The 20,836-nt window shown below is 69.8% G+C and carries 17 protein-coding genes; 16 read left to right on the plus strand and 1 reads right to left on the minus strand.

Features of this window, described 5'->3' with window-relative positions; genetic code table 11:
- Position 1 precedes the first annotated feature (1 nt).
- The 8 genes from J3R73_RS27215 to J3R73_RS27250 all read left to right on the plus strand — a co-directional run bounded on the left by J3R73_RS27215 (position 2) and on the right by J3R73_RS27250 (position 10,006).
- Positions 2-1,096 carry an ABC transporter ATP-binding protein gene (locus tag J3R73_RS27215; RefSeq protein ID WP_307434710.1) on the plus strand — a complete coding sequence of 365 codons (1,095 nt, stop codon included), beginning with the start codon at positions 2-4 and terminating at the stop codon, positions 1,094-1,096.
- Positions 1,097-1,104: 8 nt separating this feature from the next.
- Positions 1,105-2,229 (plus strand): ABC transporter ATP-binding protein, encoded by a 1,125-nt coding sequence (locus J3R73_RS27220; RefSeq protein ID WP_307434713.1) that lies wholly within the window; start codon positions 1,105-1,107, stop codon positions 2,227-2,229.
- A gap of 339 nt (positions 2,230-2,568) precedes the next feature.
- The gene (locus J3R73_RS27225; protein ID WP_307434716.1) at positions 2,569-4,134 is read left to right on the plus strand and encodes an FGGY-family carbohydrate kinase; all 1,566 of its coding nucleotides are present in this window, start codon (positions 2,569-2,571) and stop codon (positions 4,132-4,134) included.
- Positions 4,131-5,171 carry a 2-hydroxyacid dehydrogenase gene (locus tag J3R73_RS27230; RefSeq protein WP_307434719.1) on the plus strand — a complete coding sequence of 347 codons (1,041 nt, stop codon included), beginning with the start codon at positions 4,131-4,133 and terminating at the stop codon, positions 5,169-5,171. The genes J3R73_RS27225 and J3R73_RS27230 overlap by 4 nt, the downstream gene beginning before the upstream one ends.
- A 46-nt stretch (positions 5,172-5,217) precedes the next feature.
- Positions 5,218-6,717 carry a glycerol-3-phosphate dehydrogenase gene (locus tag J3R73_RS27235; RefSeq protein ID WP_307434723.1) on the plus strand — a complete coding sequence of 500 codons (1,500 nt, stop codon included), beginning with the start codon at positions 5,218-5,220 and terminating at the stop codon, positions 6,715-6,717.
- A 105-nt stretch (positions 6,718-6,822) separates the two neighbouring features.
- Positions 6,823-7,902 (plus strand): class II aldolase/adducin family protein, encoded by a 1,080-nt coding sequence (locus tag J3R73_RS27240; protein ID WP_307434726.1) that lies wholly within the window; start codon positions 6,823-6,825, stop codon positions 7,900-7,902.
- On the plus strand, positions 7,899-9,167 hold the full coding sequence (locus J3R73_RS27245) for an FGGY-family carbohydrate kinase (protein ID WP_307434729.1): 1,269 nt from the start codon (positions 7,899-7,901) through the stop codon (positions 9,165-9,167). Before J3R73_RS27240 ends, J3R73_RS27245 begins: the two co-directional genes overlap by 4 nt.
- Positions 9,164-10,006, plus strand: coding sequence for a TIGR01459 family HAD-type hydrolase (locus tag J3R73_RS27250; protein WP_307434732.1), 843 nt, complete (start codon positions 9,164-9,166; stop codon positions 10,004-10,006). Before J3R73_RS27245 ends, J3R73_RS27250 begins: the two co-directional genes overlap by 4 nt.
- A gap of 176 nt (positions 10,007-10,182) precedes the next feature.
- On the opposite strand, the gene J3R73_RS27255 is transcribed toward J3R73_RS27250, so the two are convergent.
- On the minus strand, positions 10,183-10,890 hold the full coding sequence (locus tag J3R73_RS27255; protein WP_307434735.1) for a GntR family transcriptional regulator: 708 nt from the start codon (positions 10,888-10,890) through the stop codon (positions 10,183-10,185).
- Between the two features lie 228 nt (positions 10,891-11,118).
- On the opposite strand from J3R73_RS27255, the gene J3R73_RS27260 reads away from it, so the two are divergent.
- The 8 genes from J3R73_RS27260 (at position 11,119) to J3R73_RS27295 (ending at position 20,835) form a co-directional block, all read left to right on the plus strand.
- Positions 11,119-12,312, plus strand: coding sequence for a pyridoxal-phosphate-dependent aminotransferase family protein (locus J3R73_RS27260; RefSeq protein WP_307437724.1), 1,194 nt, complete (start codon positions 11,119-11,121; stop codon positions 12,310-12,312).
- Between the two features lie 250 nt (positions 12,313-12,562).
- Positions 12,563-13,255, plus strand: a complete 693-nt coding sequence (locus J3R73_RS27265) for an ECF transporter S component (protein WP_307434738.1) — start codon at positions 12,563-12,565, stop codon at positions 13,253-13,255.
- A gap of 26 nt (positions 13,256-13,281) precedes the next feature.
- Positions 13,282-15,168 carry an ABC transporter ATP-binding protein gene (locus J3R73_RS27270; RefSeq protein ID WP_307434741.1) on the plus strand — a complete coding sequence of 629 codons (1,887 nt, stop codon included), beginning with the start codon at positions 13,282-13,284 and terminating at the stop codon, positions 15,166-15,168.
- Positions 15,165-15,977 carry an energy-coupling factor transporter transmembrane component T family protein gene (locus J3R73_RS27275; RefSeq protein WP_307434744.1) on the plus strand — a complete coding sequence of 271 codons (813 nt, stop codon included), beginning with the start codon at positions 15,165-15,167 and terminating at the stop codon, positions 15,975-15,977. Before J3R73_RS27270 ends, J3R73_RS27275 begins: the two co-directional genes overlap by 4 nt.
- A 30-nt stretch (positions 15,978-16,007) precedes the next feature.
- Positions 16,008-17,054 (plus strand): fumarylacetoacetate hydrolase family protein, encoded by a 1,047-nt coding sequence (locus J3R73_RS27280; protein ID WP_307434748.1) that lies wholly within the window; start codon positions 16,008-16,010, stop codon positions 17,052-17,054.
- 46 nt (positions 17,055-17,100) lie between these two features.
- Positions 17,101-18,192: a cyanuric acid amidohydrolase gene (atzD, locus tag J3R73_RS27285; protein WP_307434751.1), complete on the plus strand. Its 1,092-nt coding sequence runs from the start codon at positions 17,101-17,103 to the stop codon at positions 18,190-18,192.
- Between the two features lies 1 nt (position 18,193).
- Positions 18,194-19,423, plus strand: a complete 1,230-nt coding sequence (locus tag J3R73_RS27290; protein WP_307434754.1) for an FAD-dependent oxidoreductase — start codon at positions 18,194-18,196, stop codon at positions 19,421-19,423.
- Positions 19,420-20,835, plus strand: a complete 1,416-nt coding sequence (locus tag J3R73_RS27295; protein WP_307434756.1) for an amidase — start codon at positions 19,420-19,422, stop codon at positions 20,833-20,835. Before J3R73_RS27290 ends, J3R73_RS27295 begins: the two co-directional genes overlap by 4 nt.
- Position 20,836: the final 1 nt, after the last annotated feature.

Genomic DNA, 20,836 nt, shown 5'->3' on the forward strand with positions numbered 1-20,836 from the left:
CATGCCTCAGATCGAACTCCGCAATCTCCACAAGGGCTTCAAGACGGGCGAGGTGCTGAAGGGCCTCTCGCTGTCGGCCGACGAAGGCGAGATCGTCGTCGTGTTCGGCCCCTCCGGCACGGGCAAGACCGTCCTGCTCCGGCTGATCGCCGGCGTCGAGGATCCCGACGCCGGCTCGATCAGCCTGATGGGCCGCGACGTGACCGACGCGGCGCCGGAGACGCGGGGCGTCGGCATGGCGTTCCAGAATTTCGCGCTGTTCCCGCACATGTCCGCCTATGACAACATCGCGAGCGCCCTCACCGCGCATGAGAAATCGGCGGCCACGATCAAGGCCAAGGTCGACCGCGTCGGCGCCCTGCTGAAGATCGGCCATGTGATGCAGCACGCCCCGCGCGAGCTCTCCAACGGCCAGAAGCAGCGCACCGCGCTGGCGCGGGCGCTCGTCTCCGATCCGCGCATCCTGCTGCTGGACGACCCGCTGCGCAACGTCGACGCCAAGCTGCGCTACGAGATGCGCCTCGAGCTGCCTTCCCTGCTCAAGACGGCGGGATCGACGGTGCTCTACGTCACCCAGGACTACAAGGAGGCGATGGCGCTCGGCGACCGCATCGCCGTGCTGCTGGACGGAGGCTTCGCCCAGGTCGCCACGCCGGCGGAGGTCTATCTCGAACCGGCGACGCTCGGCGTCGCGCGCCTGTTCGGCGACCCGACGGTGAACGTGGTGCCGGCGACACCGGTCCTGCAGGAGGCGGAGCCCGTCTTCGAGATCGGCGGCAGGCCGCTCCGCCTGCCGGCGCATTATGCCCATATCGCCGGCAGGACCTGCATGATCGGCATCCGGCCGGAAAGCCTCGTGGTCGAGGAGACGGCCTCGCCGGAGAGCTTCCCGGTCGAGGTGGTGGCGATCACCCCGCTCAACGAGAAGAGCGTGCTGCTCCTGCGCACCACCGACGGCCGTGAATTGCTGGCCGCCGAGGCCGGCAACGAGGAGGCCACGCGGCGGCACGGCCCGGCGCATGCCCGCTTCGACCCGAACGCCGTGCTGGTGTTCGACGCGGCGAGCGGCCGCCGCATCCCTCCTCATCTGAACTGAGTATCTCCATGGCCGAAACCGCCCTCGTGATCGACAATGTCGACAAGATCTACCGCAGTCGCAGGAAGGCGCCGGTCCATGCGGTCAAATCCCTGAGCATGGCGATCGCCAAGGGCGAGATCGTCGCCCTGCTCGGGTCCTCGGGCTGCGGCAAGACCTCGACCCTGCGCATGATCGCGGGCTTCGAGGAGGTCTCGACCGGCGGCATCTCGCTCGCCGGCCGGCGCATCGAGCAATTGGCGCCGGCCCGGCGCAACGTCGCCATGGCGTTCGAGGGCTATTCCCTCTATCCGCCGCTCACGGTGCGCGACAACATCGCCTTCGCGCTCAAGAGCTCGAACACGCCGGCGCCGCAGATCGCCAAGGCGGTGGAGGAGATCGCCCGGCTCGTCGAGATCGAGGCGATTCTCGATCGCTATCCCTCCTCCATCTCGGGCGGCCAGCAGCAGCGCGCCAGCCTGGCGCGCGCCCTCGTCCGGCGGGCCGATCTCTACCTCCTCGACGAGCCGATGGGCCAGCTCGAGCCGCAATTGCGCTCCGTGCTGCGCGGGCGCCTCAAGAACCTGCTGGTCGAGCGCGGCATGACCTCGATCTTCGTCACGCATGACCAGACCGAAGCCAATGCGCTGGCCGACCGCATCGCCGTGATGGAAGGCGGCGTGCTCCAGCAATTCGCCAACCAGAAGGAACTCAAGGATCGGCCCGCGAACCTCTTCGTTGCGACCTTCATCGGCGAGCCGCCGATGAACGTCTTCGATGCCGCGGTGGAGAACGGCGAGCGCGTCCGCTTCGCCATCGCCAACGGGCCCGCGCTGGATTTCGCCGCCGCCGAGGTGCCGGAGCCGGTCCGCAACGCCATCGGCCGGCGCGGCCGGGCGGTGATCGGCATCCGCCCCCACTCGGTGCGCCTCGGCACCGGCGACCACCAGGCGCGCATCGTCTCCAACCAGTGGCTCGGCGACCAGAGCCACCTGGCGATGGACGTCGCGGGCAAGCTGATGGTCGCGGTGTCGCACGCGCCGGTGGCGGCGAAGGCCGGCGAGACGCTGCGCTACCAGATCGGCGTGCAGAGCCTGCATGTGTTCGACGCCGAGACGGGCGCGGCGCTCAGCCACGGCACGGAGGCGGCGTGATGGGGGCGTCATCGGCGAGAGCGGGCCTCCCGCCCATGGGCGCCGGGATAAACGGATCAGCTGCCTTCTCCCGATCCGGGAGAAGGTCCCGGCAGGGGGATGAGGGTCTAGACCTTGACGAAATGCGCTCGATAGTCGAGTTCGAATTGTCCGGAGTCAGTCCCTCATCCGGCGCTTCGCGCCACCTTCTCCCGCTTGGGAGAAGGAAGATCGCGCTATTTTTTGTAGAAACCAGCGCCTGTGGACATGCGGCCGACTTCCCGCATCCGTCCATCCGCTTTCCTGCGACCACCGCACAGACCCGCCCTTCCAGGCACGTTTCCCCATCCAGGCCGGCCCATGACTCGTGACCTCCTCATCGGCATCGATGCCGGCACCTCGGTGATCAAGTCCGTCGTCTTCACGCTCGACGGCGAGCAGGTGGCGATGGCGGCCCGGCCCAATTCCTACGCCACACCCGGCCCCGGCCAGGTCGAGCAGGACATGACCCGCACCTGGGCGGACTGCGCGGCGACGCTGCGCGAGCTGCACGACGTCATCCCCAACCTCGCCGCGCGCGCCGCGGCGGTCGCGGTCACCGGCCAGGGCGACGGCACCTGGCTGGTCGACCGGGAAGGCGAACCCGTCGGCGGCGGCCTGCTCTGGCTCGATTCGCGCGCGGCCGGGCTGATCGGGCCCTATCTGCGAAGCCGCGACTATCACGGCCATTACGAACTGACCGGATCGGGCCTCAATGCCTGCATGGCCTCCGCCCAGATCGCCTGGATGAAGATCCACCAGCCGGAGCGCCTCGCTCGGGCCACGACGACGCTGCATTGCAAGGACTGGCTCTATTTCAAGCTGACCGGCGAGCGCGTCACCGATCCCTCCGAGGCGAGTTTCACCTTCGGCAATTTCCGCACCCGCCGCTACGAGCCCTCGATCCTCGAGAAGATGGGCATCGCCGACTATGAGCGGCTGCTGCCGCCGATCATCGACGGGACACGGGTCTCGCACGGGCTCAGCGCCGCGGCGGCCTCCGTCACCGGCCTGCCGGAGGGGCTGCCGATCGTGCTCGCCTATCTCGACGTCGTCTGCACGGGCCTCGGCGGCGGCGTGTTCGACCGTTCCGGCAAGGTCGGCCTCACCATCGTCGGCACCACCGGCATGCATATGCGCTATGTGGCGACGCCCGAGGAGGTGACGCTCAACGACTCCCATTCCGGCTACACGATGTGCTTTCCGATCGAAGGCTCCTCGCTGGCCATCCAGTCGAACATGGCCTCGACGCTCAATATCGACTGGTTCCTCGACGTGGCGCGCGAGGCGGCGGCCGCGGCCGGCGTGGAGGCGACGCGCGCGGCGCTGCTGTCCGGCATGGACAAGCGCGTCATGGACGCGCCGCCGGGCTCGGCCCTCTACCATCCCTATATTTTCGAGGCCGGCGAGCGCGGCCCCTTCCTCGACCCCCATGCCAGGGCGCAGTTCACCGGCCTCTCGACCCGCACGACCTTCGCCGGCATGATGCGCGCCGTCTATGAAGGCCTCGCCTTCGCGGCGCGCGACTGCTACGCCGCCACCGGCATGATTCCGGAAGAGGTGCGCCTGGGCGGCGGCGCGGCGCGCTCGAAGGCGCTGCGCAAGATCCTCGCCTCGACGCTCGGCGCCCAGGTGCGCACCGTCAACCGCGAGGAGAGCGGCGCCGCCGGCGCGGCGATGATGGCGGCGGTCCGGCTCGGCCTGCATGCGGATATTCCCGCCTGCGTCGACGCATGGGTGACGCCGGCGCTCGGCGAGGTCACCGATCCCGACCCGGCGCTGAACAGGCTTTATGGCGAGCTCTTTCCGGCCTATGTCGCCATCCGCGAGGCGATGCCGCCGGCCTGGGAAACCCTCGCCCGCATCAGACAGGAGACGAAGGCTTGAGACCGACCATTGCAATCATCGGCGACCGTTTCATGTTGCCGTCGATGTTCGAAAAAGCGATCCGCGGCAAATGCGGCGTCAGCCTGGAAATCCGATCCTACGAAATGCCGTGGCCGGACGAACCCATGCAGCACGGCTATGCCGAGGCCGGCATGGACGGGCTGAAGGAATATCAGGGCACGGAGGAGGAGATCGTCGCCATGATCGGCGACGCCGAGATCGCGGTCACGCAGCTCGCCCCCTTCTCCGCCGGCATCATGGACCGCCTGCCCAATCTGCGGATGATCGCCGTCTCCCGCGGCGGCCCGGTGAATATCGACATGAAGGCGGCGCGCGAGCGCAAGGTCCTCGTCGTCAACACGCCCGGCCGCAACGCCAGCGCCGTCGCCGAATTCACCCTCGGCGCCATCCTCGCCGAGACTCGGCTGATCACCAGGGGGCATGAATCGCTCCGGCGCGGCGAATGGCGGGGCGATCTCTACCGCGCCGACCTCACCGGGCAGGAATTGTCGGAGATGACGGTCGGGGTGGTCGGCTACGGCCATGTCGGCACCAAGGTGGTGCGCATCCTCAAGGCGTTCGGCTGCAAGGTGCTGGTCTGCGATCCCTATGTCCAGCTCTCCGTCGACGATCTCAAGGACGGCGTCGAGCACGTCTCGCTCGAACGGATCCTGGCCGAATCCGACGTGGTGACGCTGCATGCGCGCGTCACCGCCGAGACGACCGGCTTCATCGGCGCCGAGCAGTTCGCCGCGATGAAGCCGGGCGCCTATTTCGTCAACACGGCGCGCGGGCCGCTCGTCGACTATGCGGCGCTGACCGAGGCCCTCAAGAGCCGGCACCTGCGCGGCGCGGCGATCGAGACCTTCGGCATCGAGCCGGTGCCGCCGGACTGGGAATTGCTGCAGCTCGACAACGTCACGCTGACGCCCCATATCGCCGGCGCCTCGGTGAAGACGGTGACGTTCGCCGCCGAGGCCGCGGCCGAGGAGGTCCGCCGCTACATCGCCGGCGAGCCGCCCCTCAACCCGTGCTGAACGGGCGGACACGACAAGGCAGACCCTGAAAGGAACGGCCGGCGACATGCAGGACCTCGGATCATTCGACCTCATCGTCGTGGGGGGCGGCATCAACGGCGCCGGCATCGCCCGCGACGCGGCCGGGCGCGGCCTCTCGGTCCTTCTGTGCGAGAAGGACGACCTCGCCCAGGGCACGTCCTCCCGCTCCGGCAAGCTCGTGCATGGCGGGCTGCGCTACCTCGAATATTACGAGTTCCGCCTCGTGCGCGAGGCGCTGATCGAGCGCGAGGTGCTGCTCGCCGCCGCGCCCCACATCATCTGGCCGATGCGCTTCGTGCTGCCGCACAGCCCGGAGCAGCGCCCGGCCTGGATGATCCGGCTCGGCCTCTTCCTCTACGACCATCTCGGCGGCCGCCGGAAATTGCCGCCCACCCGCAGCCTCGACCTTGCCACCGCCCCGGAGGGACGGCCGATCCGGCCCGCCTATCGCAAGGCCTTCGAATATTCCGACTGCTGGGTCGACGATGCCCGGCTCGTCGTGCTCAACGCGCTGGACCTGCAGATGCGGGGCGGCACGGTCCGCACGCGCACGCCGCTGGTCGGCGCCCGGCGCGGGCACGACGCCTGGACCGTGGAGCTGGCGGACGAAGCGGGCGGCGGGCGCCTGACGGCGCGCGGCAAGGTCATCGTCAATGCCGCGGGGCCCTGGGTCGAGGACGTGCTGCGCTCGACCGGCAGCAATGCCGAGAACCGGGTGCGCCTCGTCAAGGGCAGCCATATCGTCATGCGGAAATTCTGGGAGGGCGAGCAGGCCTATCTCCTGCAGAACACCGACAAGCGCGTGATCTTCGTCAACCCCTATGAAGGCGATCTGAGCCTGATCGGCACGACAGACATTCCCTTCGACGGACCGGCGAGCGAGGTGGCGATCGCGCCCGCCGAGGTCGACTACCTGCTCGGGGTGGTCAACCGCTATTTCAAGGTCGATCTCAAGCCCGCCGACGTCGTGCACGCCTTCTCCGGGGTGCGTCCCCTCTATGACGACAAGGCCGCCAATCCCAGCGCGGTGACGCGCGACTATGTGTTCGACGTCGACGCGCCGGACGGAGCGGCACCGATGCTCTCGGTGTTCGGCGGCAAGATCACGACCTACCGCAAGCTCGCCGAACACGCGCTCGAAAAGCTCGCCCCGTTCTTCGCGAAAATGGGGCCGGCCTGGACGCAGCGCGCCTCTCTCCCCGGCGGCGACATGCCGGATGCGGATTTCGACCGCTTTCTGGCCGGCTTCCGGCAGCGCCACGCCTTCCTGCCGGCCGACGTCGCGCTCGGCTATGCCCGGCGCTACGGCACCCGCGGCGACGACCTCCTCCAGGGCGCCACCTCGCTCGCCGATCTCGGCCGTGCCTTCGGCGGCACGCTCTACGAGCGGGAGGCGCGCTTCCTGATCGACCGGGAATGGGCGGCGACGGCGGAGGACATCCTCAGCCGGCGCACCAAGCACGGCCTGCACATGACCGACATCGAGATCGCAGGCTTCGAGGCCTGGATGGCGGGCAGGCGGTGAGGGAACGCCCATCCTTCACACCGCAACACGCTTTGGCTCGCGGGCAACGCCCCTCGTTCAAATCCCGATCCCGTGCCATCAGTGATCCACCGGAGACCGACAGACATGACGCAATCGATGGCCGGTGACGATGAATTCCGGGCGCTGCGTGCCTTCTCGGCGATGCTGGGGGACGATTCCGCCAAGACCCAGGCGGCCGGCGGCAACACCTCGCTGAAGCGCGAGGGCATCATGTGGATCAAGGCGTCCGGCACCTGGCTCGCCCATGCGCTCGACCGCGACATCATGGTCCCCGTGCGGATCGAGCCGCTGCGCGCGGCGCTGGCGGGCGGGGATCCCCGTGCGGAGACGGCCGTCGACTTCGTCGACCAGGCGGCCAATGTCTCGAACCTGCGCCCGTCGATCGAGACCAGCGTCCACGCCGTCATCCCGCACGCCGTCGTCGCCCATATCCACTGCGTCGAGACGCTCGCGCTGGCGGCACGGCAGGACGGGGAGGCCCGCATCGGCGAAAGGCTCGCGCCGCTGGAGGACGTCGCATGGGCCTTCGTGCCCTATTGCCGGCCGGGCGTGCCGCTTTCGGCGGCGATCGCCGCGCGCCAGAAGCCGGAGACCAACGTCCTCGTCCTCGGCAATCACGGCCTCGTCGTCTCCGGCGCCAGCGTGGCCGAGGTCGAGGACCGCCTCGACCGCGTCTGCCTCGCTCTGGCGTCGCCGGCGCGGCCCGCGCCGCCCGCCGACCTCGGCAGGCTCGAGGACGCAGTGCGGGGCAGCGACTACCGGCTGCCGGCGGACCTCTTCGCCCATGGCGTCGCGCTCGATCCCGTCAGCTTCGGCCATGTCCGCCAGGGATCGCTCTATCCCGATCACGTCATCTTCCTCGGGCCCGGCATCGTCGAGACGGACGACGTCGCCGCCGGTGCCGCCATCCGCCGCGAGGAGGCCAAGGACGGGCCGCCCGCCATGCTGCTGCTGCGCGGTCTCGGCGTCGTCCTGCACCGCTCGACCACCCCGGCCGCCGACGCCCTGGCGCGTTGCCTGTGGGACGTCGCCTCGCGCATCCCGGCCGATGCCGTCCTCAACTACCTGTCGAAGGCGCAGGACTACGAGCTGACGCATTGGGAGGCCGAGCAGTATCGCCAGACGCTCGATGCCAAGACTCGCGCCAAGGAGGCCGCGCCGTGACGCCGCGGCTGCTCGGCATCGATGTCGGCACCTCCGGCGTGCGCGCCGCGCTCCTCGCCGAGGGCGGCGACCTCGTCGGCACGGCGGCGGCGCGCTTCGCCACCATCGGCGAGGATCCCAAGGCCCCGCAGACCTGGTGGCGGGCGGTGCGCCTCTGCCTCGCCGAACTCAGGGAGGGCCACGACCTGTCCGCTCTCCGGGCGCTGGCCGTCGACGGCACCTCCGGCACCGTGGTGGCGATCGACGAAGCCGGCGAGCCCGTCGGCCCCGCCTCGATGTATGACGAACCTTGCACGGACGACGCCGTCCTCGCGCGCGTCACCGCCGAGGCGCCGGCCGGCAGCCCTGCCCTAGGGCGAACCTCCGGCCTCGCCCGGGTGCTGGCGATGCAGGATCGCGCCGGCGTCCGCCGCTGCCTCCACCAGGCCGACTGGGTGGCCGGCCGGCTGAGCGGGCGCTTCGACCGCTCGGACGAGAACAACGCCCTCAAGACCGGCTATGATCCGGTGGCGCGGCAATGGCCGGCCTGGATCGCGCGCACCGGGGCCGTATTGGCCAAGCTCCCGTACGTCGTCGAGCCCGGCGCCGCGATCGGTCCGGTCGGCGAAGCGGGACGGGCGCTGGGGCTGCCGCCGGGCACCATCGTCCATGCCGGCACGACCGACGGCTGCGCCTCCTTCCTGGCGACCGGCGCCGACCGGGTCGGCGACGGCGTGACGGCGCTGGGCTCGACCCTGGTGATCAAGCTCCTGTCCGACGCCCCGGTGTTCGAGCCGGCCTATGGCGTCTACAGCCATCGCCTCGGCGACCGCTGGCTGGTGGGCGGCGCCTCCAACACGGGCGGCAGGGTGATCGACAGCCTGTTTCCGGGCGCCGACCTCGTCGCCCTGACGGCCCGGCTCAGGCCCGAGCATCCGACCGGCCTCGATTTCTATCCGCTGGGCCGGCCGGGCGAGCGGTTTCCCGTCAACGACCCCGGCCTGGAGCCGCGCCTCGCGCCGCGCCCGGCCGACGACGCTCTCTTCTTCCAGGCGGTGCTCGAAGGCATCGCCGCGATCGAGGCGCTCGCCTATCGCCGCCTCGCCGAGCTCGGTGCACCCGCCCTGCTCTCGGTGCGCAGCGTCGGTGGCGGCGCCGGCAACGAGGCGTGGGCGCGCATGCGGCAACGCCGGCTCGGCGTGCCCTTCGAGCCGGCCCTGTCGCAGGAAGCCTGCGTCGGCACGGCACGGCTTCTGCTTTCCCGGCCCGGAGATTCCGCGACATGAACGGCCTCCCTCTGTTCGGCCCGCTGTCCGCCGCCTTCGGCGTCGTCTTCCTCGACCAGTATGGCGTGCTGCATGACGGACGGCGCCCCTATCCCGGCGCCGTCGAGGCGCTGCGGCTGCTGCGGCAGCGCGGCACGCGCACCGTCATCATCTCCAATTCGGGCAAGCCCGGCGAGGCCAATGCGGAGCGCATGGCCAGGCTCGGCTTCGCACGGGACCTCTATGATCACTTCCTCACCTCGGGCGACGTGGCGCGCGCCATGCTGGAGAGGGGCGACATCGCGGTCGCGCCGGGCCCGGCCACGCGCTGCCTGACCCTCTCCTCCTCCGACGAGCACGATCTCGCCGACGCCGCGGGCTTCTCGATCACCGAGCACGGGGCGGATGCCGACCTCGTCATCATCGGCGGCAGCCAGGGCGATCGCGTGCCCCTGGACGCGTATGAAAGGCAGCTCGGGCCTGCCGCGGCGCGCGGCGTGCCGTGCCTGTGCACCAACCCGGACAGGCTGGCGCTGGGCGTGAACGGGACGTTCCCCGGCGCCGGCGCCATCGCCGCGCTCTATGCCTCGCTCGGCGGGCCGGTCACCTGGATCGGCAAGCCGCATCCGGCGATCTATGCCGCCGCGGCGGCGCTGGTCGGCTCGCCGCGTCCGCAGGACATCCTGTGCGTCGGCGACAGCGTCGAGCACGACATCGCGGGCGCTCATCGCTTTGGCGCCGTCGCGGCGCTGGTGCGCACCGGCATCCACGCGGATGCCTCGGAAGCCGAACTCGTCGCCGAATTCGCCCGCTGGGGCGCCGCGCCGGACATCGTGCTGGCGGGCCTCGAAGGCGGCTGACGGGGCGTCAATCAGGCTCGAAACGCCCCGCTCCAGAGCGTGATACGTTCATCGAATAGCTGTCGTCATTCCGGGGCGCCCGGAGGGCGAGCCCGGAACCCATGAACACCGTCCTGCCAATGGCGCGATCAGGGGTTCCGGCTTTTCGCTTCAGCCGGAATGACGGGCTCTGCGGTTCAGCCTGAAACCATGATGCCTTGATTGCGCTCCTGCGCAGCCTTGCCGAACGCAGCCGTGATCACCGGCAGCTTGCTGCGGATGTGCCGGCGCATGAGGGCGCCGAGGGCGAGACCGTCGCGGGCGCGCAGGAATTTCAGCATCTCGCCGTGATCCTGGATGGCGTGGACCCATTGCTCCGGCGTCTTGTTGGCCGAATAGCGCGCCCGCTGGATGCGCCCGGCCATCATGGCATAGACGCCCTGCAGGGCGGTGTTGCGCGAGGCCAGCATGATCGCTTCGTGGATCTGGCGGTTGAAGGCGAAATAGCGCGGCGCATCCTGCGCCCTCCACGCCTCGACCATGGTCTCCTGCATCCGCTCGAGCGCCGCGATCTCGGTGTCGGTGATGTGGCTGCAGGCGAGCTCGCCGGCTGCGCCCTCGAGCGCGGCGACTACTTCGAGGACGTCCTCGACCTCCCGCGTCGACAGGGCGGTGACGCGGGCCCCGCGGTTGGGGAGAAGCTCGAGCAGCCCCTCGGCCGCCAGCAGCTTGATGGCCTCGCGCAGCGGCGTGCGCGAAATGTCGAAGCGCTTGCACAGCGCCGCCTCGTTGACGCGGGAGCGCGGCTCCAGCTCTCCCGACAGGATGAGGTCGCGCAGACGCGCGACGACCTCGTCATGCAGATAGCGGCGGCTGATCGTCGAAGGAAACTCCGCGAGCGTCATGTCTCTCCGTTCCGGTGGATCGGCAATGCCGCTCCAAACTATCGCATTCGGCCGGTGATCGTCACCCCGGACCGCGCCCGCGCGACGATGCCGCAAACGCCCGATCCCCTCCTCTCTAGCAAAGCCCCGAATTATCGCAATTCATAATATTGCATTCATTATTCACATAAGGGATAAATCGAGGGAAACGCCGTGATGGGCATGGCGTCCCAGAAAGATCTCACGCCGATGCCCCGTGTGCCAGGACGACCCTTCCTCCAGATTCCCGGGCCGACGAATACGCCGCTGCGCGTTCTGGCCGCGATCGCCCAGCCGACCATCGACCATCGCGGCCCGACGTTCCAGAAGCTGGCGCGCTCGGTGCTGGAGCGTATCCGCGGCGTGTTCGGCACCACGCAGCCGGTCATCATCTATCCGGCCTCCGGCACCGGCGCCTGGGAAGCCGCGCTCGTCAACACGCTGTCGCCGGGCGACCGCATCCTGATGGCCGAGACCGGCCATTTCGCCACGCTGTGGAGCCGGATGGCGCGCCGGCTGGGCCTCGACGTCGACCTCCTGCCCGGCGACTGGCGGTCCGGCGTCGATGCCGCCCGCATCGAGGCGCAGCTGCGCGCGGACGGCGAACGGCGGATCCGGGCGGTGGCCGTGGTCCATAACGAGACCTCGACCGGCGTGACCTCGGACATCGCCGCCGTGCGCCGGGCGATCGACCGGGCCGGCCATCCCGCCCTGCTGCTCGTCGACACCATTTCCTCGCTCGGCTCGATCGACTACCGCCACGACGAATGGGGTGTCGACGTCACCGTCGGGGGTTCGCAGAAGGGCCTGATGCTGCCGCCCGGCCTCAGCTTCAACGCCGTTTCCCCGACGGCGAGGGCCGCATCCGCGACGGCCGGGATGCCGCGCGCCTTCTGGGACTGGGAGGAGATGCTGGCATCGAACGACAAGGGCTTCTTCCCCTACACGCCGTCCACCAACCTCCTCCAGGGCCTCGCGGTCGCCCTGGACATGCTGGAGGAGGAAGGCATGGACGCCGTGTTCCGGCGCCATTTGCGGGCGGCGGACGCGGTCCGACGCTGCGTGCGGCATTGGGGCTTCGACATCCAGGCCGCCGATCTCCGCGAGGCGTCCGCCGCGCTGACGGCCGTGCGCCTGCCGGCCGGATATTCGGCCGATGCGCTGCGCGCCACGATCCTGGACCAGTCCTCGGTGTCGCTCGGCAACGGGCTCGGGCAGCTCACGGACCGGGTGTTCCGCATCGGCCATCTCGGCGACTTCAACGACCCCACTTTGCTCGGCATCCTCGCCGCCATCGAGATGGGCCTCGGCGCCTGCGGCATTCCCCACCGCAGCGGCGGCGTCGAGAGTGCGCTGGCGGCGCTGCTGGGCGCGGACACGCCGACGGCCGCCGCCGCGGAGTAGGGGGCTTTGTCTAAAATTTGGACTGCATATTATTTATGCAATCAAGCAGCCTTTTGGTGACATCTTCAACTGTCCCACCCGAAAAATTGAATGCATTATTCATTCGGCGATCGGACAGAGGGTGCGAGGGGCTCTTCTGAAGGCGGCTTGCCGCAATGTCGGAAACCTGAACAAACGAGGTCGATCGCAGCGGATACCGGCTCCTGCCGGCGCACGCACTGGCTCTCATTCAAGCTGCGAGGCACTTCCTATGACTGTTGGCATTATCTATCTGATCGTCGCCGTCATCGGCGTGGTCCTGGCGGCGATCGCCTATTTCATGAACCGCACGAGCGGGAAATTCTTCGTCAGCTTCACGCTGATGGAGATCGTGATCATGGCGATCATCGGCGTGATCAACGGCGTGCTCGGCACGCCCAACGCCATGCTCGGCCGCCTCTTCATGACCTTCTCCGGCAGCTACGGCTTCCTGGCCTTCGCCGCGGTCTGCGGCGGCTTCTACATCTCCGGCCCGCTCTGCGGCTACATCATCCGCAAGCCGGGCGCGGCCACCATCGCCGAGACCATGAACGGCGTGGCGCAGGTGCTGTCGGGCAATCCGAACGGCATCATGGTGCTCGGCGCCGGCTTCCTTCAGGGCTTCATGTCGGATCTCGGCTTCGCCTTCTACGGCTACAAGAAGTGGACGCTGTCGGTGCTCGCCCTCTCCGGCGCCCTCGCCCCGCTCCTGCAGCAGATCCCGGAAGTCTATTTCTTCGGCGTCGGCGACATGGGCATCAGCTACAATCTCCTCGCCCTCATCATCCGCATGGCGAGCGGCGCGGTCTATGCGATCATCCTCGTCAAGCCGATCGCCCTTGCGCTCGCCCGTGCCGGCGTGCTGCGCGGCACCGCCCTCGCCACGGCCGAATCGCCCGTCCAGCCGCAACGGTCGCCGGCCTGATGGACAACGCAGCGGGAAACGGTGCCATGGCCCTTGCAGTCGATCCCGCCGTGGAGGCTGCGCCCCCGCGCAGCCTCCACCCTCCCGCGGACGCGCCCGCAATCCCGGCGATGCAGGGCGGGGCGGCCGCCGCGGCGATGCCGGGGCATGAGCATGCGATCGAGATCCGCGCCGTTTCCTACGCTTACGAAGGCGAGGCGAACTACGTCCTCGACAATGTCTCGCTGACGGTCGACGAGGGCGAGTTCGTCCTCATCCTCGGCCCGAGCGGCTGCGGCAAGAGCACGCTGCTGCAGCTCCTCAACGGTACGATCCCGCATACCCTCAAAGGCACGCTGTCGGGCGAGGTCACCGTCTACGGCAAGCCCGTCGCCACCACCAAGGTCGCCACCTTCGCCACCGAAGTCGGCATGGTGTTCCAGGATCCCGAGGCGCAGATCATCAACACGCGGGTGCGCGACGAAGTGTGCTTCGGGCTGGAGAATCTGTGCCGCCCCGCCGCCGAGATCCTGCAGCGCCAGGCCGAGGCGCTGGATTTCGTCGGCCTCGACGGCTTCGGCGACCGCTCGATCTTCGATCTCTCCGGCGGCCAGAAACAGCGCGTGAGCATCGCCGCCGTGCTCGCGGCGCGGCCGCGGCTGCTCGTCCTCGACGAGCCCACCGCCAATCTCGATCCGGCCGGTATGGCCGAGATCTTCGCCGTGCTGGAAAAGCTCAACCGCGAGGCCGGCACCACCATCGTCATGGTCGAGCACCGCGTCGACGAGCTCGCCGACCGCGTCTCGCGCGTGGTGATGATGGACCGCGGCACCGTCGTCTTCGACGGCACGCCGCGCGAAGCCTTCTCCCAGCGCCGGACCGCCCATTCCGAGGAGCAGGGCACGGTGCCGACCAGCGCCTGGTTCCCGCAGGCCTGCGAATTCGCGCTGGCGCTGTCCGACGCCATGGGCTTTCCGCTTGCCGCCGCCGACATGCCGCTGAATGTCGGCGAAGCCGTGCAGTTCGCCGAACGCCATCTCGGCGAGGGCATGCCGCCGGCACTGCCGGCCGCCGTTCCCGCCGGCGAGGAGGTCGCCCCCTTCCTGCGCGTCGTCGACCTGCGCTTCGGCTATGAGCGCAAGCTGCCGATCCTCGCCGACATCTCCTTCGACCTCGGCCGCGGCGAGATGATCGCGCTGTGCGGGCGCAACGGCTCGGGCAAGACCACGCTCGCCCGCCTGCTGATGCACATCAACCCGCCGCCGCGCGGCACCATCCTGCTGGAAGGCAAGGATATCGCCGGCCTCACCGCCCGCGACATCGCCGCCGAGATCGGCTACGTCTTCCAGAATCCGGACCATCAATTCGTCACCGACCGGGTGTGGGACGAGATCGCCTACGGCCTGCAGGTCCGCGGCTATTCCGAGGCGGCGATCAAGGAGCGCGTCGACGAGGTGCTCGGCATCGTCGACCTGCAGCGCTACCGCGACCGCTCGCCCTTCTCGCTCAGCCTCGGCGAACGCCGCCGCCTCAGCGTCGCCACCATGCTGGTGCTGGAGCCGCATCTGCTCGTGCTCGACGAGCCGACGATCGGCCAGGACCATGAACGCGCCCAGCAGCTCATGGGCCTGATGGCGCGCCTGCGCGAACGCTACCGCACCACCATCCTGATGATCACCCATGACGTCCGCCTCGTCGCCGAATGGGCCGACAGGGCGCTGGTGATCAGCCGCGGCAGGCTCCTGTTCGACGGCCGGCCGGAGGCGATGTTCGCCGATTCCGGCCTCATCCAGGAAGCGGGGCTGCTGGTGCCGCCCGTCTTCGAGATCAGCCGCGCCCTCGCCAACCTGCATCCGGAAAGCGCGGTGCGCCCGACCCTTTCCCTCGCCGACCTCGCCGGCACCATCGCCGGACCCCAGAGGACGCCCGCATGAACCGCTCCACCGCCTTCCAGTTCCGGGCCGGGAACTCCTTCTTCCACCACCTCGACCCGCTGACCAAGCTCGCCTGGCTCGTCGGCGTCTCCCTCCTCGCCTTCGGCGCCTATATCGGCTGGGTGCAGATCGTCGTCACGCTGGCGATCCTGTTCACCGCCTTCGCGCTCGCCGGCCTGTCCTTCGCGGTCGTCTTCCGCGGCACCTGGCTGTTCGGCCTCGCCTGCCTGAGCTTCCTGGTGATCCAGACCCTGACGCTGCCCGGCACGCATGTCGCCTTCCGCATCTTCGGCCATCCGATCTATGCCGAGAGCGCCGACTACGCCATCGCCTCGGCGCTGCGCATCTATGCCATCATCCTGTCCTCGCTCGTCTTCGTCAGCACCACCGATCCGCGCGAGCTGGCGATCGCGCTGGTGACGCAGATCCGCGTGCCCTACCGCATCGCCTACGCCTTCTTCATCGCGCTGCGCATCATCCCGACCATCGAGGAGGAGATCAAGACGATCCGCGCCGCCCAGTCGGTGCGCGGCGTGGTGCGCAAGGGCGGCATCGCCGGACGCATCGGTGAGACCAAGCGCTATGCCATGCCGCTCCTGGTGGGCAGCCTGCGCAAGGCGTCGATGATGGTGATCTCGATGGAGGCGCGCGCCTTCGGCGCCTATCCCCAGCGCACCTTCGTCGAGGCGCCGCGCATGACGGCCGCCGGCATGGCGGTGTGCACGCTGATGCTCGCCCTCGTCCTGGCCTGGTATGCCGCCATCTTGCTCGGCTATGTCCATTCCTTCTACGTCTTCGCGCCGGCCTGAGAGCGGGGCGAGGACGGACGGGAACGGCGCATGAAGCTCGGAACCTTCGAACGGCAGGGGCATCGCTTCGTGGGCGTGGTGGCGCCCGGCGAGCGCCATGCCTTCGACGTGGCCGCCGCCCAGGCGGCGACCGGCTCCGCCCCCGACGCCGCCCTGCGCACCATGCTGGACCTGATCGACGCCGGCGAGGCCGGCCTCGACCGGGTGCGCCGCCTGGCGGAGCGCGAAGGCGCAGAGGCGGCCTTCCTGGTGCCGCTCGACGCGGTCGCCTTCCTGCCTCCCGTGCCGGAGCCGCGGCAACTGCGCGAAGCCGCCCTCTTCCCCGGCCATATCCGCCACGCGCCCATCGGCATGCGCCGGGTTGCCGCCTTCCTCGAAGGGCGTGCGCCGACGCCGGAGGAATTGCAGCCGCTGCCGGCCGTGCCGCCGGTGTTCGTCGACCGCCCGGTCTCCTATTTCCAGAACCGGCTGAACGTCGTCGGCCACCGGGCCGTGGTGCAATGGCCGCAGGCGAGCCGGGTGATGGATTTCGAGCTCGAATTCGGCCTCTTCCTCGGCCGGGGCGGGCGCAACATCCGCCCCGCCGAGGCGAGCCGCTGCATCTTCGGCTACACCCTCTACAACGACATGTCGGCGCGCGACTTCCAGCTCGTCGAGAGCCGATCCGGCTTCGGCCCCTCGAAATCCAAGAGCTTCGACGGCGCCAACGCCATGGGCCCGTGGATCGTCACCCCCGACGAGATCCCCGATCCCTACGCCCTCGCCCTGGAAGCCCGCGTCAATGGCGAGCTCTGGGCCAGCGGCACCTCCGCCGGCATGCTGCACAGCTTCGAGGACCTCATCGTCCACTTCTCCAGGGACGAGACGCTCCAGCCCGGCGAGTTCCTCGCCTCCGGCACCGCCGCCGGCGGCACGGGGCTGGAGATCGGCCGCTTCCCGCAGGACGGCGACATGGTCGAGCTCGTCGCCGACTCGATCGGCACCCTCGCCAACCGGCTCGTCCGCATCCGCGGCGCGGACGCCGCCGAAATTTCCGCTTGCGCGGAAACCCCAATCACGCTCTCATCAGACGTCTGACGTCTGATTTGACTCGCCCTCGTCCAGTCATCTCCGGAGTTCGCCCGTGCGCGCCGATGTCCACCGCTTCAGTATTGCCGATCCCAGCGACGTCTCAGGCCTCAAGGCCGCCATCGACAGCGGCGCGATCGATGCCTCGCAGATCGTCGCGGTCATCGGCAAGACGCACGGCAACGGCCTCGTCAATGATTACACCCGCGGCTATCTCACCCTCTGCCTCTCGATCCTGATCGGCGAGCGCACCGGCCGTTCGCCGGAAGCCGTGCGCGAGAAGATCCCGTTCGTGTTCTCGGGCGGCGTCGAGGGCGTGCTGTCGCCGCATTACACCGTCTTCACCGTCGCGCCGGACGGTGCGGCCGCCGGCGGCGAGCCGGCGCTCGCGATCGGCGTCGCCTTCACCGCGCCGATGCGCCCGTCCGACATCGGCCGGCAGGCCCAGATCGACGCCATCGCCGCCTCGGTCACCGCGGCCATCGCCGAGGCCGCCATCGAGGAGGTGCATTTCGTGCAGGTCAAGGGCCCGGCCTTCACGCTCGCCGACATTCTCGAAGACCAGCGCTCCGGCCGTCCGCCCGCCACCGACAATCCCGGCAAGCTGATGAGCTTCGGCCGCGCGGCCTGCGCGCTCGGCGTCGCCAAGGCGCTCGGCGAGGTGCCGGCCGACAAGGCGGTCGAGGCCGCCGTGCTCAAGGATTTCTCGCTCTATTCGTCGGTGGCGTCGATGTCGGCGGGCGTCGAGGTCGACTGCAACGAGGTGATCGTCGTCGGCATGAGCCGGGCCTGGTCCGGCCCGCTCGCCATCGAGCACACCACCATGACGGACGCGCTCGACGTCGCCAGCATCCACGCCATGGTGCAGCGCCTCGGCTTTTCGCCTGCCCCGCAGATGGAGGCGGGCCGCGTGCGCGCCGCCTTCATCAAATGCGAGGCGCAGCGCGACGGCCTCATCCGCGGGCGTCCGCACACCATGCTCAACGACGGCGACATCAACGAGCAGCGCCACATCCGCGGGGCGGTCGGCGCCATCGCGGCGAGCATCCTCAACGATACCGGCCTGTTCGTGTCCGGCGGCGCCGAGCATCAGGGCCCCGATGGCGGCGGCATGATCGCGGTCATCGCCGACCGGCCGGACGCCTGAGATGAACGCGGCGAAGAAGCAGCGCATCGTGGTCGTCGGCGCCGGCATCGCCGGCAGCCTGATCACGGCGGGCCTGGCCGGGCGCGACGACATCGAACTCACCTGCCTGGAGCGGGTCAGCCCCCTCGATCATGCCGAAGCCGGCACCGGCCTCAATATCGGCCCGAACGCGATGAAATGCCTGAAGCTGCACCTGCCCGCCAGCGCCGAGGCCATCATCGCCAACAGCCTGCCCTGGCAGAGCTGGCAGGTCTCGCTCACCGACGGCCGGGTGCTGATGGACCTCGACCTCGCCACCGTCGCCGACAATGCCGGCATCCGCATCCGCTGGGCCGAGCTCTACGCGCTGCTGCGCGAGCCGATCCGCGAGCATGTGCGCTTCTCCGCCGAGCTGACGCAATGCGGACGGGCGGACGGCAGCCCCTTCGTCGTCTGGCGGGACCGCGCTTCGGGCACCGAGAGCCGCATCGAGGACATCGATCTGCTGATCGCCGGCGACGGACGCTATTCGCAGATCCGGGAGTTCGTCCTCGGCGGGCCGGAGACGCCCCATTTTCTCGGCGTCTGCCTCTACCGCGTGCTGTTCCCGGCCGGGCCCGATTGTCCGATTGACGACTACGCCCAGTGGTTCAACGGATCCAACCGGCTGCTCGCCTTCCGCGTGCCCGGCGATTTCATCTATTGCGCCGGCTCGTTCCCGATCCCCCCGGGCAGCGGCATCGCCGAGGACATGAAGCAGCCGGCCTTCCTCGGCGAACTCTACCGGCCCGCCTCCGGGACGCCCTCCCCGCAGGCCGGCTACCTGATCGAGGCGGTGCAGCGCCATGCCGAGCGCATCCATTGGGCGCGGCTGCAGGAAGGCAGCGTCGCCTATGGGCGCGAGCCCGGCATCCTGCTCGTCGGCGACAGCGCCCATCCGATGGTGCCGACGCTCGGCCAGGGCGCGACCCAGGCCTGCGAGGACGCCTGCGTCGTCGTCGACGAGATCCGGGCGGCCCTCGCCGAGGGACGTCCGGTGGCGACGGTTTCCGAGCGCGTCGAAGCGCGGCGCGCCGATCGGGTGCGCTTCGTCGTCGACTTCTCGCGCGAGGCCACCGACACCATGCTGGCGGGCGCCGATCCGGTCGCCGGCACAATCCGCAAGACCGAGCCCGCCTTCCGGCAGAAGCTGGCCCAGCTCTATCGCGACATACCGCTGCCGGCATCATCACGGGTGGGAGAACCGGCGTGAGCACCTCGGACACCGCCCCCCTCTGGTCCCTGACGGCCGCCGAGCTCGTCGCCGGCTATCGCACCGGCGCGTTCTCGCCGACGGCGGTGATGGACGCCGTCTTCGACCGCCTCGACGCGGTCAATCCCGGCCTCAATGCGGTGATCGCCGTCGACCGCGAAGGCGCCACGCTGGCCGCGCTCGATTCGACGCTGCGCTGGGAGAACGGCGCCCCGCTCTCGGTGCTCGACGGCGTGCCGATCAGCATCAAGGACAATCTCTACCTCGCGGGCCTGCCGGCCACCTGGGGCAGCCGGCTGCACCGCGACTTCGTGCCCGATCACGACGAGCCGGCGGTCGCCCGCCTCCGGGCGGCCGGCGCCCTCCTGTTCGGCAAGACCAACGTGCCGGAATTCACGGTGCAGGGCTATACCGGCAACCTCGTCTTCGGCACGACGTTCAACCCGCATGCGCGCGGCATGACGCCGGGCGGCTCGACCGGCGGCGGCGCGGCGGCGGTCGCGGCCGGCATCGGGCCGCTCGCCATCGGCACCGACGCCGGCGGCTCCATCCGCCGCCCGGCCGCCCATTGCGGGCTGTTCGCCCTCAAGCCGTCGATCGGCCATGTGACGCGCTATGACGGCTTTCCGCAGCTCCTGGCCGATTTCGAAGTCGTCGGCGCGATCGGCCGGTCCGCCGCCGATCTCGACAGCGTGCGCGAGGTGCTGGAGACCTTCGATCCCGCCGATCCGCGCACGCTGGCGACCGCCGCCCCGGCGCGGCCCTTCCCCGCCGAGCCGCGCATCGCCTTCATGCCGGCGATCGGCGCCAATCCCGTCGACCCGCGCATCGCGGCGGCGAGCCGCCGCATCGCCGCGGCGCTCGCGGAAACCGGCGCCCGGGTCGAGACGATCGAGGCGCCCTTCGACGCCGACCGCGTCACCGCCGCCTGGACCGCGATCATGCAGGCGGGCCTCGCCTGGCACCTGTCGAAATTCGAGGGCTGGCAGGCGCTCGTCAATCCCAGCGCCAGGGCGCTGGCCGAACAGGGCGCCGCCCGCACGGCGGGCGAGCTGCTCGACGCCCTCGCCGCCGCCGCCGAGGTGCGCAGCGCCGCCGGCCTGTTCTTCCGCGACTACGATCTGCTGCTCTGCCCCGCCACCGCGGCCCTCGCCTGGCCGGCCGACACCATCTTCCCGCCCGAGATCGACGGCCGCGAGGTCGGCCCGCGCGGCCACGCCGTGTTCACCGGCTGGATGAACGTCACCGGCCTGCCGGCGGTGACGGTGCCCGTCGCGATGACCGACGCGCAAGGCGGCATCGGGCTGCAGCTCGTGGCCGGCCATGGCCGCGACCGCGACCTCCTCGACTTCCTCGCCACTTCGCCCGCCCTGCGGCCGTTCGCGCCCGCATCCCTCGCCAATCCGGATTGAA

Source organism: Labrys monachus (assembly GCF_030814655.1).
Lineage (GTDB): Bacteria > Pseudomonadota > Alphaproteobacteria > Rhizobiales > Labraceae > Labrys > Labrys monacha.

Coding starts and splice junctions, on each gene's coding strand:
- J3R73_RS27265 (WP_307434738.1), top strand. CDS start 12,563: ATGACTGTTGGCATTATCTATCTGATCGTCGCCGTCATCGGCGTGGTC.
- J3R73_RS27270 (WP_307434741.1), top strand. CDS start 13,282: ATGGCCCTTGCAGTCGATCCCGCCGTGGAGGCTGCGCCCCCGCGCAGC.
- J3R73_RS27235 (WP_307434723.1), top strand. CDS start 5,218: ATGCAGGACCTCGGATCATTCGACCTCATCGTCGTGGGGGGCGGCATC.
- J3R73_RS27250 (WP_307434732.1), top strand. CDS start 9,164: ATGAACGGCCTCCCTCTGTTCGGCCCGCTGTCCGCCGCCTTCGGCGTC.
- J3R73_RS27275 (WP_307434744.1), top strand. CDS start 15,165: ATGAACCGCTCCACCGCCTTCCAGTTCCGGGCCGGGAACTCCTTCTTC.
- J3R73_RS27255 (WP_307434735.1), bottom strand. CDS start 10,890: ATGACGCTCGCGGAGTTTCCTTCGACGATCAGCCGCCGCTATCTGCAT.
- J3R73_RS27240 (WP_307434726.1), top strand. CDS start 6,823: ATGACGCAATCGATGGCCGGTGACGATGAATTCCGGGCGCTGCGTGCC.
- J3R73_RS27290 (WP_307434754.1), top strand. CDS start 18,194: ATGAACGCGGCGAAGAAGCAGCGCATCGTGGTCGTCGGCGCCGGCATC.
- J3R73_RS27215 (WP_307434710.1), top strand. CDS start 2: ATGCCTCAGATCGAACTCCGCAATCTCCACAAGGGCTTCAAGACGGGC.
- J3R73_RS27220 (WP_307434713.1), top strand. CDS start 1,105: ATGGCCGAAACCGCCCTCGTGATCGACAATGTCGACAAGATCTACCGC.
- J3R73_RS27225 (WP_307434716.1), top strand. CDS start 2,569: ATGACTCGTGACCTCCTCATCGGCATCGATGCCGGCACCTCGGTGATC.
- J3R73_RS27280 (WP_307434748.1), top strand. CDS start 16,008: ATGAAGCTCGGAACCTTCGAACGGCAGGGGCATCGCTTCGTGGGCGTG.
- J3R73_RS27260 (WP_307437724.1), top strand. CDS start 11,119: ATGCCCCGTGTGCCAGGACGACCCTTCCTCCAGATTCCCGGGCCGACG.